The organism is Sinomicrobium halophytocola (assembly GCF_052983395.1).
The window spans coordinates 169,061-185,066 of the sequence record NZ_JBRKIT010000042.1 but is presented as its reverse complement, the minus strand read 5'-3'; the positions used below and the strand labels follow the sequence as shown (position 1 = coordinate 185,066).

Genomic DNA, 16,006 nt, shown 5'->3' with positions numbered 1-16,006 from the left:
AAGATACAGTTTTTTACTTTACCCGGTTCGCGAACATTGCGGTTTTACCGATCCCCGAAAACCGGTATTTTCACACAAAAAAGGATTCGTTATCCCTTAAATCTGAGTACTTCCGAACGACCTTTTTTAAAGATGTTATTGCTCTTGTACTTCCCTTTGCGCAACGCTTTCTGCTCTTCGTAGGGCAGGGCAACAATTTCCGTACAGGCATCCGAACAGCACCCGTTCATTTTCTCAGCACATTCATCGCATTGTATAAAAAGCAGGTGACATGCTTCATTGGCACAATTTACATGCGTGTCGCATGGTTTACCACACTGGTGGCAATGTGCTACGACATCCTCAGAGATACGCTCGGCACGGCGTTCGTCGAACACAAAGTTCTTCCCTATAAATTTATTCTCCAGTCCTTTTTCCTTAACCTGCCGGGTATATTCTATAATACCGCCTTCCAGTTGGTACACATCTTTAAAGCCTTTGTGCTTGAAGTACGCGCTTGCTTTTTCGCAGCGAATTCCCCCGGTACAGTACATAACCAGCTTTTTATCTTCTTTGTGCTCTTTAAGATCATGCTCTATAATCGGCAGGGAATCCCGGAAAGTGTCCACATCCGGGGTAACGGCATTTTTAAAATACCCTATTTCACTCTCGTAATGGTTGCGCATATCCACAAGAATAGTGTCCGGGTCTTCTATAAGATCGTTAAACTTAACGGCGTCCACATGTACTCCCTTGTCGGTAACATCGAACGTATGGTCGTTCAATCCGTCCGCAACAATTTTGTTCCTGATCTTCACCTTTAGCTTCAGGAACGATTTGTTGTCCTGCTCCACGGCAATATTGAGCCTTACATTTTCCAGGAAAGTAATACCGTCAAGGTGTTCTTTAAAGGCCTTAAAGTTATCTGCCGGAACCGAAAGTTGTGCATTTATACCTTCTGAAGCTATATAAATCCGGCCCAGCACATCCATTTCATTCCAGGTGACGAACAAGTGATTCCGGAATATTTGCGGATTTTTAATGTGATGATATTTGTAGAAAGAGAGAGTAAGACGCTCTTTACCGGCCTTTTCGATAAGCTCTTCCCTTTCTCTAGCGCTTAAAGTATTGTACAGTTGCATGCTATACCAATTATTAAGGTTAAAGAATCAAATAAAAATTTTTGCAAAAGTAATATTTTTTACCGGACATGCCAAAGTCAGTCAAAACCGCATAACACCAACTCTTTTTCTGTTCCGCAGGTCTGCTGCCCCAAAAACAACTCATGCCTACCCGTTGCCACTCTGAAAAAGAAATGGTATTTTAGCACGGATTATTTTTTACAAAAAACGCAGCAATGAGTTCAGATAAAGATGCAAAATTAAAGGCCCTTAAGCTTACCCTGGATAAGCTGGATAAGACCTACGGAAAAGGGGCAGTGATGAAAATGGGAGATAATGTTGTGGAAGATGTAGAAGTCATTCCCACGGGTTCCATAGGCCTGGATATCGCTCTCGGTGTAGGTGGCTATCCCAGGGGAAGGGTTATAGAAATATACGGCCCGGAATCTTCAGGTAAGACCACGCTTACCCTGCATGCCATGGCCGAAGCTCAGAAAGCGGGTGGAATTGCGGCTTTTATCGATGCGGAACACGCGTTCGACCGGTTTTACGCCAAAAAACTGGGAGTGGATGTAGACAACCTCATCATTTCTCAACCGGACCACGGGGAACAGGCATTGGAAATAGCCGACAATCTGATTCGTTCGGGGGCTATTGATATTGTGATTGTCGATTCTGTTGCCGCACTGACCCCTAAAAGCGAGATAGAAGGAGAAATGGGAGATTCCAAAATGGGTCTGCATGCCCGCCTTATGTCACAGGCACTCCGAAAGCTTACGGCAAGTATAAGCAAAACCAAATCTACGGTGATCTTTATCAACCAGCTCCGGGAAAAGATCGGGGTTATGTTCGGTAACCCGGAAACCACTACCGGGGGTAATGCCCTTAAGTTCTATGCTTCCGTACGGCTGGACATCCGCAGGTCTACCCAGATCAAAGACGGCAACGGTGATGTGGCCGGAAATAAGACCAAGGTAAAAGTGGTAAAAAACAAAGTGGCTCCGCCATTTAAGGCTGCCGAATTCGATATCATGTACGGGGAAGGTATTTCCCGCGTCGGTGAAATACTCGATCTCGGTGTGGAATACGAGATCATTAAAAAGAGTGGCTCCTGGTTCAGTTACGGTGATACCAAACTCGGACAGGGAAGAGACGCCGTTAAATTACTGCTCGAAGACAACCCGGAACTCCTCGAAGAACTGGAAAGCAAGATCAAAGAAGCCCTTAAAGTGATCAAAGCGTAACAATCAAACAAATAAAATTTTTATAAGTCCTGTCTTCTTTAACGGAGGCAGGATTTTTTTTCGCACTTCACGCAACCTTACCCGACCGGCTGCATCTTTTGAGAAGAAAACGACCAAAAAAGGTATATGTACGTATATACAATAACAAAGGCCCTTTTCATAAAAACCAAACAAAAACATACTTATAAATTTTTAAACACATAAAAACCTCCTAAAAATTAAACTAGAAGCAACATGAAAAAAGTAAGTATCGCAGCAGTGTTTTTAACCTTGGCCCTGTCTTTATCCGGATGTTTGAATGATGATGGCGCAAACTTTTATTACACTACTCTGCCTATTGAAAGTGTAGAAACTCCGGACACTCTTGTGTATGAAGAAGCGGATACTATTAAATTCACGTATTCCATCCCCAACCTGTGTCACGAATACCTTAACATTGATTTTCGCGATGATACACAACCCGACGATACCATCCAGAGAAGGACATTCTGGGCAGTAGCACAGGCACAGACAGGGGATGAGTGCGAAGGGGCAGAAACCGTAATTCAGGACAATGAATTTACATTCGAAGTAAGGTACAATGAAACCTATGAACTCCGTTTCATAACCGGTGTGGACAGTGATGGCGAATACACCTTCATAACACGCACCATACCCGTTAAGGAAGAGGAATAATAATATCAACCAGTTAAGTTAACCTTTAATCCCTGCAAAAACAGGAAATCCGGAAAAGAAATAAGAACTGTCAAACGGGTGAATCCGGGAATCTCTGACAAAAGAAGAATGTCATCCCGATTTCACCAGGAAAGACAGAAAATAAAAAGTCTTTAGCTATTCCGATTTTGGCAGGCAAACCAAAACTAACGCAGACTATTAAGTGAGTTTAGAAGAACTCATAAACCGGTGCAAGGACCGGGACAGAAAGGCGCAAGAGCAGTTATACCGTTTATTCAATGGTAAATTATACAGCATTTGCCTCAAGTATTCCCGTAACCAGACAGAGGCGGAAGATAATCTGCAGGATAGTTTCATGGCCATATTTAACAAGATAGGCCAGTACCGTTTCAAAGGCTCTTTCGAAGGATGGATACGCAGGGTAACGGTGAACACCGTACTTCAGAAGTACCGTAAAGAAAAAGTTTTTAATATCGTTTCGGAAGAAATAGAAGACGAGGTAGAAATAGAGGTAGAAGATGACGATATCAGCCTGGACTACCTCCTCGGTCTCATACAAAGGCTTCCGGACAAATACAGGTTGACATTTAATTTATATGTACTGGACGGGTACTCTCATAAGGAAATTTCCGAAATGCTCGGAGTTTCCGAAGGGACGTCCAAATCTAACCTGTCCAGAGCCAGAACGATCCTCAAAACACATATCGAAGAGGATCTTAATAAAAAAAAAGTGAAGTCACTATAATCTGATGGGCGACAAAAAGAACATAGACAGGCTTTTCCAGGAAAAATTCAAGGATTTTGAAGCTTTTCCGGAACGGAATTTATGGTCCGGACTTGAAGCCAGACTCAATGCCGATGCTGCCCCGGCCGCAATTACAGAAAGGCGGAAAAAAGCTATTCCGCCGTTATGGTGGCGCCTGGGCGGTATAGCCGCCGCCATCGCCTTATTACTCTCCGTAGGCCTTAATTTAATGCTCCCCGACCCGGAATCTCCTGCAATGGATCCTGTGGAAAAGGTTGTAAAAGAAAATACCACGACAAAAGATACCGAAGCAGGTAAAGAAGCCACACGATCTACGGATAACAATAACTCTCACGCCCGTGGGACTCAACAGGAAGACAATACGACAAACGATAATAACCAAATCACTCAACAGAACGATAAAGTAAAGCCAAACAGCCGCGGGACCCAACAGGAAGGCAATACGATAACCGACAACAACCAAATCGCTCAACAGGACGGTAAAGCAAAGCCAAACGACCATGGGACCCAACAGGAAGGCAAAACGATAACCGATAATAACCAAATCGCTCAACAGGACGATAAAGTAAAGCCAAACAGCAGTGGTGGGTCTCAACAGGACGGCAATACGATTACGGATAACAGCCAAGTCGCTCAGCAGGGCAGCGACAAAGAGGAAAACAAAAAATCCTTACTGGAGGCCATCGCTGAAATGGAAAATGACGCAGAACATGAAAAGGAAACGGCATTGAAGGAAAAAGGCGATAAGAAATGGAGCGTAAATCCCAATATAGCTCCCGTTTACTACAATTCGCTCAGTGGCGGGTCGCCCATTGACCCTGAGTTTAAAGGCAATTCCAAATCCGGAAAAGTAAACCTCAGTTACGGTGTCAACATAGCGTACCAGGTAAATGAGAGGCTAAGTCTTCGTTCCGGCATAAACAAAGTAAACTACGGTTACAATACAAACGACATTTCTTTTGCTCCGGATTTTGAGGCCCGTTCGCTGAGCAATATCAATTATGCCCGTCAATCCGAAAAGGCTTCCGGGCTTTATGTGGCCAACAGCCCCGTGGAAGGTCCTCCGTTAGCCGCAAGAGATGAGGTAGCTTCCAGCTTTGCCCCACAGGAAGGATTAATGCAACAGGAATTCGGCTACATAGAAGTTCCCATGGAACTCAAATACCGGTTATTGAATGAACGATTCGGCCTTAACCTCATAGGAGGGGTCAGTTCCTTATTTCTCACGGACAATTCCGTATTATTGAAATCGGATGCCCTGGCAACGGAACTGGGAGAGGCCAACAACATAAACAGTGTGAATTTCAGTACCAACGTGGGCCTTGGCGTAGATTACCTGTTATCGGACCAACTCCAATTACAGGTAGAACCCATGTTTAAATACCAGTGGAATACATTCTCCAATGACAACGGTGGTTTCAAACCGTATTCATTTGGCGTATATACAGGCTTTAGTTTTAGGTTTTAGTTAGTTAGGTTAGTTTTAATTTACTCAAAAAGCGCGTTAACGCTGTTAAAAGGTTGTCCTGTTGTGTGACAACCTTTTTTCATTGCAGTACTTTTCACTGTAAATAGCAGGAAAAAATCCATTATTTTTTAAACTTTTCCAATGCTTTCCGGGTAAACTCCGAAAGGACAAGATTTCCGGATATTTCTGCACGGGAGTTCAGCAATTCATCCCAGTGGGAAGTTCCCTCCCATAATATTTTTTTCATTTCCGAAAGGGCTTCGGGATTATACGATGCCAGTTTTTCGGTAAAAACGGTTATTTCCTTGTCCAGTTCACCAATACGGTCAAAGACCCGTGCATACAAGCCTTTTTCCTTGGCCCAATAGGCATTTTTCCATTGGTCCGGCGCCAGGGTGAGTTCCGCCAGTGCGGCATTGCCCATTTTACGCGCTACTGCAGGAGCAATTACAAAAGGACCTATTCCCACGGTAAACTCGGATAATTTAATGGCGGCCGCTTCGGTAGCCAGGACATAATCGCAGGCAGCAGCCAGGCCAACACCGCCTCCTACCGCTTTTCCCTGCACCCGGCCCACGATAAGTTTACTGCATTTGCGCATGGCATTGACGACTCCGGCAAAACCACTGAAAAATTTTTTCCCCTGGCTGACATCGGTTATCTCCACAAGTTCGTCAAAAGACGCCCCGGCACAGAATGCCTTTTCTCCTTCGCTCTTCAGTACTATTACCCGGATATCTTCGTTTTCCGAAAGCGTATAAAATTCTTTTTCCAGGCGCTTCAGCAATTCCAGGGGAAACGAATTACTGGCAGGATGACCGAATTCCACAATGGCAATACTGCCTTCGGTTTTGGTATACAAACTTCCGTGGGGACGTGTGGTAGACATAATGCAAGGTTTTTACTAAATGAAGTGTTATTACGAAATTACGAATATTAATCGACTGCATTCAGATATTTTCTCCTGAATTTGAAAACCAGCGCACCTGCCCGCACCAGCATCCACGCCATAAAAGCCATCCAGATGCCATATAACTTCAGGTCAAAATAATCCGTTATCAAAAGTGTAGGGGCAAAGCCGAGAAAAGTAGCTGCGAGCAATACATTCCTGAGATATGCCGCTTCGCCCAACCCCTTAAATACACCATCGAACATAAAAGCAACCGCATTTACGGGCTGCATGAGAAGTACCATCCAGAAAACGGATGCGAAGGAAGCCAGTACCAGGGGGTCCTTATTAAATACGAGGCCTATGGAATCGTAAAAGATACCGCAAACCACCATAAGGATCACAGCTATACTGATGGCATATTTACAAATATCCACACTGAGGTACCACAATCTCCTGTAATCTCCCGCTCCCAGCAATCTTCCTGAAATAGCGTTACCCGCGTTGGCATACCCATCGATAAAAAAGGAAAAAAACAGCCATATGTTCATAAGCATACTCTGGGCCGCGATATAGTTCCTCCCGTAATCCGTAGCATAGGCATTGGCCAGGTATATGGCAAAATTAAGTGCAGCCGTCCTGATAAAAAGATTAAAGCTCATACCCAGCAGGTCTTTTATCCGGGGATTGATCTTTCGGCGTAATTTGAAGGAAAACGGGGTCCTGGCAATATAAAAATACAATGCGATGCACAGCATCACTAACTGGGCTGCCAGGCTGGCATAAGCCGCACCTTTGAGATGTAAAGGCGGCACAACACCTTCTATACCGTATACCAGCACATAATCGAGTACCACATTAATAAGGGCACCGGCAAGACTGGCCTTCATAGCCCACAATGTATTCTGTAGCCCACGGAATACCCCGAACAGGGCAAAGGTGACCAGCGTGAGGGGATACCCTATGGCCCTTATCCGGTAATAATCCACACTGTACTGCAAAATCAGGCCTTCCGCATTATAAGCTCCGAATATCAATCCGGCAAACAGGGAGGTGGAAACAAAAATGACCAGGCTTAGCAGCAGATTAAAAGCAATGGCCTGTGGGACAAGGGTACGCACGGCATGAAGCCTGTTGGCCCCCAAATGCCGGGAAACTATAGCCGAAATAGCTGTTTTCGTCTGGGCAACGATCCAGATTATCGCAGAAAGAAAAGAACCGACAATACCTGCCGCAGCAAGGGCTTCCACAGGATGTTCATCCACATTCCCTATAACCGCAATATCCGTGAGAGAGATCAACGGTTCTGCTATACCTGCAATAATGGCCGGAACGGCCAACCTGTTAATCGCCCCGAACGATACCTTTTCTTTTCTGTCTTTTGCTTTGGATACGGACAAAATATTCTCTTTAGGCAGACAAAAATAATGCGAATATAATTTTCAGAGGTAACAAAACCGCTTTCAATCCAGCCTAAATAATTTTCTGCCTGAAAAATATTACCCCGGCATTAGCGTTGATTATCTAGTTAAACAGGATGTAAGATGAGACGAATGAAGCTAATAGCTGGGCACCAGCAGGTAATGCCATATATACTTGCCGAAGAGGCAGACACCCTTGTGGAGTTTATCAAAAAAATCTTCGGAGGGCAGGAAATGATACGGATTCTCAACACGGATAAAAAAATCCAGCATTCGGAAGTAAAAATAGGTGACTGCACTATTCTTTTAGCGGAGGCCCCGGCAGCAGGCCGGGCCATACCGGGCTGCATGTATGTATATGTAAAAGATACGGACAAGACCTATTATGAGGCATTGGATGCGGGGGCACAATCCCTGATGATTCCCTTCGATGAAGATGACAATACCAGGAGCGCAGGTTTCCGGGATCTCTTCGGGAATACCTGGTGGATTGCCACACTAGCCTAAAAAACTTACAAACTTTTATTATTTGACTTTTGCCCCGCCAACGATAACTACTATTTCGCCCCTGGGTGGTTTTTCTTTAAAGTGGTTAAGGACTTCTTCCGCGGTTCCGCGGATGGTCTCTTCATAGATTTTGGTAAGTTCCCTGGATACGGAAACCGAACGGTCCGCCCCGAATACATCGACAAAATCAGTGAGGGTCTTTAATAATTTATAGGGAGATTCGTAAAATATTATGGTTCGGGTCTCTTCGCTAAGGGCTTTCAGGCGGGTTTGCCTCCCTTTTTTAACAGGAAGAAAGCCTTCGAACACAAATTTATCGTTAGGCAGTCCGCTGTTCACAAGCGCCGGCACGAAAGCGGTTGCTCCGGGCAGGCACTCTACTTCCAGCCCATTTTCCAGGCAGGCCCTGGTGAGCAGAAATCCCGGATCGGAGATTGCGGGAGTCCCCGCATCGGAAATAAGGGCAATGATTTCACCACCGGCAATCCTCCGCACTATGCTATCTATCGTTTTATGCTCATTGTGCATATGATGACTTTGCAACGGCGTAGTAATACCAAAATGTTTAAATAATTTCCCGCTGGTCCGCGTATCTTCGGCCAGAACGGTATCTGCTTCCTTCAGGACCGTAACTGCCCTGAAAGTCATATCTTCCAGGTTACCAATAGGAGTTGGTACAATGTAGAGTTTGGACATGCTCATTATACTCACCAAGTGTCCCGATAATTATCGGGATTAAATGTTTCGACGCTTACGTCGAAATGTTGTTTTTCATCTGATGTCTTGCGTCCGAACTATAGGGACACTCCGGGGTCGTTGATTTCCCCGCATTTAAAACGGCCGGGGGGCCGGAAACTATCCGAACTTCTGCTCGAGGATGTACATGAAGCGCTCCTCGTACTTTTCTTTTCCTTCCCAGTTGTTATAATCCGGTTTTATCATATGGCGGATAAAGTTTTTGACCTCTTCCTCACTGTCTATCGTATTTATCTGCGAGATCACCCGGTTATAATCTTCCGTACTATCGTTAAAAAGGTGTTTAATAAAGGCAAGCTTATCGTTCAGCCCTATGGCGACACCGTCTTTAAACCTGTCGTTAAGTGAAGATATTTTTTGTTGTACCCCGGTTTTTTGCATTACGGGCACTATATCATCCGAATCCCGTTTTTCAAATACGGGATCGGGCATAATGTCGGCAAGAATATCTTCCAGTGTTTCTGCTTCCGGCATTTCGGCAACCATATCTTTGATGGTATCTATCCCCGGTACAATAATATCTTCACTGTGCGGATTGCTTTCCGGCACCCGGGTATTTTCTTCTATTACCGCTCCGGCAAGTTGTTCGAATTTCCGGAGGGCCTCACTCTTCCCCGTAGAGGGCTGTATAACCCCGAAATGTTCTTCCACAAACTTCAGCAAGGTAAGTTTCTCATAAACTTTCTGCGCCTGCACCTGTAGTGCAGCCACATCTTCCTTACCTCTGAGCTTGAGGATATCATGGGCTATACTGACCAGTTCGGATTCCAGTTTCTTTTTCATTGCTTTATTTTTAATGTTTGTCCATAGTATCTTTTCAGACTACCGGGGATTATGTCAATAATATAACTTTTTCCCGGAACAGATACAAAAATATTAGTATTATTATAACATCTCATTTGTAAAAAGCCCTTTTCTTCCCTAAAATGCGTCACATTTTTTTCCTTAGCTTTGCATGGATTTTAATGAAAAAAAATTACTTTAGTTCACACAAGTTTCATACCAAACGGGTATGGCACCTGTTCCGACGGTTTAAAAATTTTATTTTCTTTAGTATCGCAATAATATTTTACACACCATCGGTAATATGCATAGGGGTTAAGCCATCTTTCCCTGACTGAAGGGAAGGCTAAAAAGACAACATTGGCCTATGTCTGTTTCTGAGTTGAAAAATACGAAATGTTTCTCGAAAATACGGTTAATCATAAAGAACAATTTGGCTGGATAGAAGTTATTTGCGGCTCCATGTTTTCCGGAAAGACGGAAGAACTTATCCGAAGATTGCGGCGGGCGCAGATAGCCAAACAGAAAGTGGAGATTTTCAAACCTGCTATCGACACCAGGCACAGCGAGGATATGGTGGTATCTCACGACGCGAACGAAATACGGTCTACCCCAGTCCCTGCCGCAGCCAACATCCGTATACTGGCTGACGGTTGTGACGTAATCGGCATTGATGAAGCCCAGTTTTTTGATGACGAAATAGTAACCGTATGTAATGATCTGGCCAACAAAGGTGTCCGTGTCGTGGTAGCCGGCCTGGACATGGACTTCAAGGGAAATCCCTTCGGCCCCATGCCTGCCCTGATGGCCACCGCAGAATACGTTACCAAGGTACATGCCATCTGCACCAGAACAGGAAACCTGGCTAATTACAGTTTCCGGAAATCGAATGACGACAAACTCGTATTGCTCGGGGAAACGGAAGAATATGAGCCATTGAGCAGGGCTGCCTTCTACAAGGCCATGCTAAGACAAAAAGTAAGCAAAATAGACGTAAAGGACCCGGAGGACCTATCCGAAAAAAAGAAAAACGATTCAACAGGATAAAGGCTTAAACAAACCATTTTCCCCGATCAGAACACGGTCCCGGCGCATTACTAAAGATCATTCTAACAGCTGAACGAAAAAACATGTCAAAAGTTGCAGAAACCGTACTCGAAGTAGACCTCGGGGCTCTCCGGCACAACTATGAATACTTGAAATCCACACTTCGGCCGGAAACAAAGTTTGTCGCTGTTGTAAAGGCATTTGCCTATGGGCACGATTCCCGCAGGATAGCCCCGTTCCTGGAAAAACTGGGCGTGGACTACTTTGCCGTAGCTTATACCAGCGAAGGAATAGAGCTCCGGGAAGCGGGCATACGAACCCCCATCATGGTTTTACACCCGCAAAGTGTACATTTTGACGATCTTGCAGACTATAAACTCGAACCCTGTATTTATTCGGACCGCATCCTGTCACTCTTCCTGGAAACCGCGAAAACAAGAAAACTGGAAGCTTACCCCGTACACCTGAAGTTCAACACCGGCCTTAACAGGCTGGGATTTGACGAAAATGAAGTGGAAAGGATAACCACTGCACTTAAGGCACAAACAAACATAAAAGCAGTTTCTCTATTCTCCCACCTGGCCGCTTCCGAAGATCCGGACGAGGAGGTATTTACGAGAAATCAGATCGCGGCGTTCCAAAGGATTTCGGATAATTTCGAGAAACTGGCAGGATACAAACCTTTATTACACCAATCCAATACCTCCGGCATACTATGTCATCCGGAAGCCCGGTTTGATATGGTAAGAAGCGGGATAGGACTTTATGGCTACGGTAACGATGAAACAAAAGACAAACTCCTGCGCCCCGTAGGCAGCCTGAAAACCGTGATCTCCCAGATACACCAACTGGAGAAAGGGGACAGCCTGGGGTATAACCGGGGATTTATAGCAGATAAAAGCACCGTAACAGCCACTCTGCCCCTCGGACATGCCGATGGTATAGGCAGACAATACGGCAAAGGCCGGGGATATGTATCCGTTAACGGCCAAAAAGCCTCTATTATCGGTAATGTCTGTATGGATATGCTTATGATAGACATTACCGGAATAAACTGTAAAGAGGGAGATGAGGTCATTGTGTACGGCAAAAACCCGACTGCCGAAGAATTTGCAATCACGGCCAATACTATCTCCTATGAACTTATAACAGGAATTTCCCGAAGGGTCAAAAGGGTGTATATCGAATAATCCTTTGCGTGATGATCACCCTATTTCAGCAGGGCGTTATATTTTGTTTTGTCTTTCAAAAGACCGGCTGCGGCAACGATAGCCTCGTCGTTGGACAGGTAATAGTCGTATAATCCTTCCCTGTAGAAATACCTTTTGATGATCTCGTCTTCTATTTCCTTGGACAGTTCTTGCTTGTAATTGTCCAGGGTAGTTATTTTACTGCTTGCGATATCCTCCAGTAATTTCCTGTAGTCTTCCTGTACCTCATCGCCAAACAGTTCCATCTCTTCATTCTCCCCCACCTTCTTAAGAAGTTTCTCCACTTCGGTTTCGTAATTGAAATCACTTTTAGCCACAAAATCCTTAAATTCGTGATAATCCGCATCTGAAAATGAAAAGTTTTCCAGGTCTTCTACCTTATGGTTAAAATAATAATCGGTGGCATAATCAAAAACCACCTGATTGCTCAGCAGTTCCTGTACGAGTTTATTTTGGCGAAGTACCTTTACTTCCAGGTCGGGCATTATCCCCCCACCGTCATATACGGTCCTTCCTTTTCTTGTTTTAAAAGCATTATACCTGGAAGCATCTGTTCTTACGGCATTCCCATTCTCATCCCGATGCATGTAGTCCAGGGCCTGGATACACCTGCCGCTGGGCGTGTAATACCTGGATATGGTCACTTTGAGTTGTGTTCCGTAAGTTAGTTTAAGCGGCCTTTGCACCAATCCTTTTCCAAAGCTTCTGGCACCTACTACAACGGCCCTGTCCAGGTCCTGAAGTGCCCCGGATACTATTTCACTTGCAGAGGCGCTTCTTCCGTTTATAAGAATTACCAGGGGGATTTCCGTATCTACGGGATCTTTCCTGGTACGGAACTCCTGGTTGAACTTCTTCACCTTGGATTTCGTAGTCACAATAGTTTCTCCTTTGGGAACAAACAAATTGGTAATATCTATGGCTTCGGTAAGCAGTCCTCCCGGATTGCCTCTCAGATCCAGAACCAATTGCCTTATTCCCTGCGACTTAAGATCTTCCAGTGCCTCTTTGGTCTGGCTGGCTGCTTTCCGGTTAAAACGGGACAGCACAATATACCCGGTATCGTCATTGACCTTTCCGTAAAAAGGAACGGCATCCACTTCTATTTCCTTCCTGGTCAGTGTTGTTTTACGGATCTCTCCCTGCCGTCGATAGGTTATATCTACCGAACTGTTTATGGTTCCTTTAAGCAGCTCACCCGCATCATCTTTAAAATCCGAGATACGGACATCGCCTATCTGGATCAGTTCGTCTCCTGCTTTCAAACCTGCTTCATCGGCGGGATAGCCCTTATAGGGCTCTATAATAAGTAGCTTATCGTGATAACTGCGAACCACGGCCCCGATACCGGAATATTCCCCGCTATTCTTTATCTTGTATTCCTCCACGTCCTGCTCGTTCATATACACCGTATACGGATCGAGATTATCGAGCATTTCCTTGATGGCCCCGTCCATAAGCCTGGCCGGGTTAATTTCATCCACATAGTTCATATTAAGCTCTTTGAACAAGGTGGTGAAAATCTCTATTTGCTTGGCTATCTCGAAAAAGTCGTTTTTAAATGACGTTGCCGTAAAAAGCATACAAACGGCAATGAGCGGCAATACTATTCGTTTTTTAAGCAGTTTTTTCATGGCTCTCAGATTTAGTCTTTATCTTCTTTACGGGAACAACACACTTTTTCTTTGCATCACAATTCCTCTGAGGATACCAAATGTACTCCAATTTGACGTAAATCGGAAATTGCTTTTTCGTAAGATTCGCCGGCTATGAACCTGGTAGCATCTGTAATATAATGCGTCCGGAACCCGGCATTGCAGGCGTCTTTTGCCGTATAGTATACACAATAATCGGCTGCAAGGCCACAGACATATACTTCTTTTACTTCCATTTCCCGGAGATAGGAAGCCAGCCCGGTACTGTATTTTTTTCCGTTATCGTAAAACCCGCTGTAGCTATCTACCCGGTAATGCATTCCTTTCCGGAAAATAGCAGCAATCGGTTTTTGGTTTAATGCTTTGGCAAAATCAGCACCGGAACTTCCCTGCACACAATGATCCGGCCAAAGCACCTGCTCCAGTCCGTACAGATCTATTATTTCAAAAATTTTTTTCCCGGGGTGTGCAGAAGCAAAACTCAGGTGTTCCTCCGGATGCCAGTCCTGGGTAGCAACCACGAGATCGAAATGGGATTGTAAAGCGTTGATCACCGGTATCACTTCATCTCCGCCCGGAACGGCCAGGCTCCCTCCGGGCAAAAAATCATTTTGTACGTCTACGATCAGTAATGCTTTCATGGGAAGGAATTTATGTTTTATTTTCAGCTTTCTTTTAACTTTTCCGCTTTCAGATGATTCCGCATCTGCTCTATTTCACTACTAAGTCCAACTTTATACACATGCGGAAAATCGAAACGTTTGTGCTCCTCCGGCAAACGCCCCAGGTTTTTTACGGCAGCAGCGGCTATGTCCCGGACAGATCGTGCCGGAAAAAGGCGTCTACCTCCCTTCATAACCTCCTGCAACAACGGCTCTGCCAGGGCAGGGTTTAAAGGCATTCTCTTATGCGGCTCAAACGGGTGGGCCATGCTGTCTGGAGCCTCCAGTCCTTCCAGGGTTATCGCATCTGCAACACATTTGCCATTGCCGTTCAAGTAACGATATACCTGTTTTTGTCCCGGAAAATTCATCTTCCTCAGGTTCTCCGATATTTTTATACGGGGTTTGTCTTCAAAACTGCACAGTTTATACACCCCGTCAAGTGCAGCATTTTCATGTCCTACCACAAGATTGGTCCCGACCCCGAAAATGTCTATAGCCGCACGTTGTTCCTTCAAACTCCGTATAACGTGCTCGTCGAGTTGATTGGAAGCGGCTATTTTAACATATGAAAGTCCCGCATCATCCAGCATTTTCCTGGCTGCTTTTGACAGATAGGCAAGGTCACCGCTATCCAGCCGTATTCCTATCAGTTTCTTTCCTTTTCCTTCCATTTCCCCAGCAATGGTAATAGCATTCGGTATACCACTGTTCAATGTATTATACGTATCCACCAGTAAAACGCAGTTATCCGGATGTGTTTCCGCAAAATCCCGGAATGCGGTGAGTTCATCATCATAGCTCTGTATATAGGCATGGGCCATGGTCCCGGTGACCGGTATTTGAAAAGTTTTACCGGCCAGGACATTGGAAGTAGCATCAAATCCGCCTATAAAAGAGGCACGTGAAGCCTGAAGCCCTGCATATCCCTGAGCCCTCCGTAACCCGAACTCGGCCAAGGATTTGTCTTTACCCGAAATATAACGGATACGACTGGCCTTCGTTGCGATGAGCGACTGGAAATTCAGGCAGTTTAAAAGAAAGGTTTCCACGATCTGGCATTCTACTACCGGTCCCGTAACCGTGATAATGGGTGCGAAAGGAAAGACTATTTCTCCTTCGGGCGCACTTTTAACCGTCCCCGTGAACCGAAAATCGCTAAGATATTCTATAAATCCGGGATCAAAACCCTGTTCCAAAAGATAGTCCAGGTCTTCCCGGGAGAACGAAACTTTCTCCAGCCAGTCCAGCGCATCTTCCAAACCGCAGAAAAGAACATATCCGCTGTTAAAAGGGGTTTTCCTGTAAAAATAATCGAAGGTGGCTTCTGTTTCGTGCTTGCCTTTTAAGAAGTAGGCTTGTCCCATAGCCACCTGGTAAAGGTCTGTATACAATGCGGTATTAAAGTCCATACTTTCTGCTTTAAAGTTTATCTTCCCCGGCTTCTTTTTCCAGGAACAGGTGCAGTAACTCTTTCATTTTACGATCGGTTTTCCGGTATTCGGGCATTTCCCTGCCAAGATACAAAATCATAAAGGCATAAGAATCCCCGATCCCTTCCCGGATCTCGTGTTTATTCAAACGGTACGTTTCCCTTAAAAGCCTTTTTATCCGGTTACGGTCCACAGCTTTTTTAAAATTTCGCTTACTTGCAGACACGGCTGTCTGAACCCTGACTGCTCGGGGAAGTTCGGTTTTAATATACACCAGACGAAGCGGAAACCGGGAGACGCTTTTCCCTTCGGAAAAGAGTTTCTCTATCAGCTTTTTGCTCTTTAATTTTTCCTCTTTCGGGAAACTGTGATCCATCCGATTATATTTC

Annotated in this window: 16 protein-coding genes; 7 read left to right on the top strand and 9 right to left on the bottom strand. The window is 44.9% G+C overall.

Translation table 11 applies throughout. From position 1 onward, the window contains the following. Nucleotides 1-89 precede the first annotated feature (89 nt). A complete protein-coding gene (gene trhO, locus ACVBDY_RS19160; protein ID WP_447177076.1) occupies nt 90-1,121 on the bottom strand; it encodes an oxygen-dependent tRNA uridine(34) hydroxylase TrhO in 1,032 nt (343 codons plus the stop codon). A 215-nt stretch (nt 1,122-1,336) separates the two neighbouring features. Between trhO and recA the strand changes: the two genes are divergently transcribed. From recA to ACVBDY_RS19140, 4 genes are all read left to right on the top strand, one after another. Continuing rightward, nucleotides 1,337-2,344: a recombinase RecA gene (recA, locus tag ACVBDY_RS19155; RefSeq protein ID WP_447177075.1), complete on the top strand. Its 1,008-nt coding sequence runs from the start codon at nt 1,337-1,339 to the stop codon at nt 2,342-2,344. Between the two features lie 234 nt (nt 2,345-2,578). After that, nucleotides 2,579-3,019: a hypothetical protein gene (locus ACVBDY_RS19150; protein ID WP_447177074.1), complete on the top strand. Its 441-nt coding sequence runs from the start codon at nt 2,579-2,581 to the stop codon at nt 3,017-3,019. Between the two features lie 202 nt (nt 3,020-3,221). After that, nucleotides 3,222-3,764, top strand: coding sequence for an RNA polymerase sigma factor (locus ACVBDY_RS19145; protein WP_447177073.1), 543 nt, complete (start codon nt 3,222-3,224; stop codon nt 3,762-3,764). A 4-nt stretch (nt 3,765-3,768) separates the two neighbouring features. Beyond that, nucleotides 3,769-5,253, top strand: a complete 1,485-nt coding sequence (locus ACVBDY_RS19140) for a hypothetical protein (protein ID WP_447177072.1) — start codon at nt 3,769-3,771, stop codon at nt 5,251-5,253. Between the two features lie 121 nt (nt 5,254-5,374). Here ACVBDY_RS19140 and ACVBDY_RS19135 read toward each other — a convergent pair whose 3' ends face one another. Next, on the bottom strand, nt 5,375-6,142 hold the full coding sequence (locus tag ACVBDY_RS19135) for an enoyl-CoA hydratase/isomerase family protein (protein ID WP_447177071.1): 768 nt from the start codon (nt 6,140-6,142) through the stop codon (nt 5,375-5,377). Between the two features lie 47 nt (nt 6,143-6,189). Further along, on the bottom strand, nt 6,190-7,542 hold the full coding sequence (locus ACVBDY_RS19130; protein ID WP_447177070.1) for an MATE family efflux transporter: 1,353 nt from the start codon (nt 7,540-7,542) through the stop codon (nt 6,190-6,192). Nucleotides 7,543-7,695: 153 nt separating this feature from the next. On the opposite strand from ACVBDY_RS19130, the gene ACVBDY_RS19125 reads away from it, so the two are divergent. Further along, nucleotides 7,696-8,070, top strand: coding sequence for a VOC family protein (locus ACVBDY_RS19125; protein WP_447177069.1), 375 nt, complete (start codon nt 7,696-7,698; stop codon nt 8,068-8,070). An 18-nt stretch (nt 8,071-8,088) separates the two neighbouring features. On the opposite strand, the gene rsmI is transcribed toward ACVBDY_RS19125, so the two are convergent. Both rsmI and ACVBDY_RS19115 read right to left on the bottom strand, forming a co-directional pair. After that, the gene (rsmI, locus tag ACVBDY_RS19120; protein WP_447177068.1) at nt 8,089-8,766 is read right to left on the bottom strand and encodes a 16S rRNA (cytidine(1402)-2'-O)-methyltransferase; all 678 of its coding nucleotides are present in this window, start codon (nt 8,764-8,766) and stop codon (nt 8,089-8,091) included. Between the two features lie 159 nt (nt 8,767-8,925). After that, on the bottom strand, nt 8,926-9,609 hold the full coding sequence (locus tag ACVBDY_RS19115) for a DUF8457 domain-containing protein (protein ID WP_447177067.1): 684 nt from the start codon (nt 9,607-9,609) through the stop codon (nt 8,926-8,928). A 396-nt stretch (nt 9,610-10,005) separates the two neighbouring features. Here ACVBDY_RS19115 and ACVBDY_RS19110 point away from each other — a divergent pair, with 396 nt between their 5' ends. Then, nucleotides 10,006-10,656, top strand: a complete 651-nt coding sequence (locus ACVBDY_RS19110; protein ID WP_447177066.1) for a thymidine kinase — start codon at nt 10,006-10,008, stop codon at nt 10,654-10,656. A gap of 83 nt (nt 10,657-10,739) precedes the next feature. Then, the gene (gene alr, locus ACVBDY_RS19105) at nt 10,740-11,846 is read left to right on the top strand and encodes an alanine racemase (RefSeq protein WP_447177065.1); all 1,107 of its coding nucleotides are present in this window, start codon (nt 10,740-10,742) and stop codon (nt 11,844-11,846) included. Nucleotides 11,847-11,866: 20 nt separating this feature from the next. Here alr and ACVBDY_RS19100 read toward each other — a convergent pair whose 3' ends face one another. Genes ACVBDY_RS19100 through rnpA form a run of 4 tightly spaced genes read right to left on the bottom strand, consistent with a single transcriptional unit; the run spans nt 11,867 to nt 15,993 of the window. Beyond that, nucleotides 11,867-13,501, bottom strand: coding sequence for a S41 family peptidase (locus ACVBDY_RS19100; RefSeq protein WP_447177064.1), 1,635 nt, complete (start codon nt 13,499-13,501; stop codon nt 11,867-11,869). A 56-nt stretch (nt 13,502-13,557) separates the two neighbouring features. Further along, nucleotides 13,558-14,163: a bifunctional nicotinamidase/pyrazinamidase gene (gene pncA / locus ACVBDY_RS19095; RefSeq protein ID WP_447177063.1), complete on the bottom strand. Its 606-nt coding sequence runs from the start codon at nt 14,161-14,163 to the stop codon at nt 13,558-13,560. Between the two features lie 23 nt (nt 14,164-14,186). After that, entirely contained in the window at nt 14,187-15,596 is a 1,410-nt protein-coding gene (locus ACVBDY_RS19090; protein WP_447177062.1) for a nicotinate phosphoribosyltransferase, read from the bottom strand. Between the two features lie 10 nt (nt 15,597-15,606). Continuing rightward, a complete protein-coding gene (gene rnpA / locus ACVBDY_RS19085; RefSeq protein WP_447177061.1) occupies nt 15,607-15,993 on the bottom strand; it encodes a ribonuclease P protein component in 387 nt (128 codons plus the stop codon). Between the last annotated feature and the right edge of the window lie 13 nt (nt 15,994-16,006).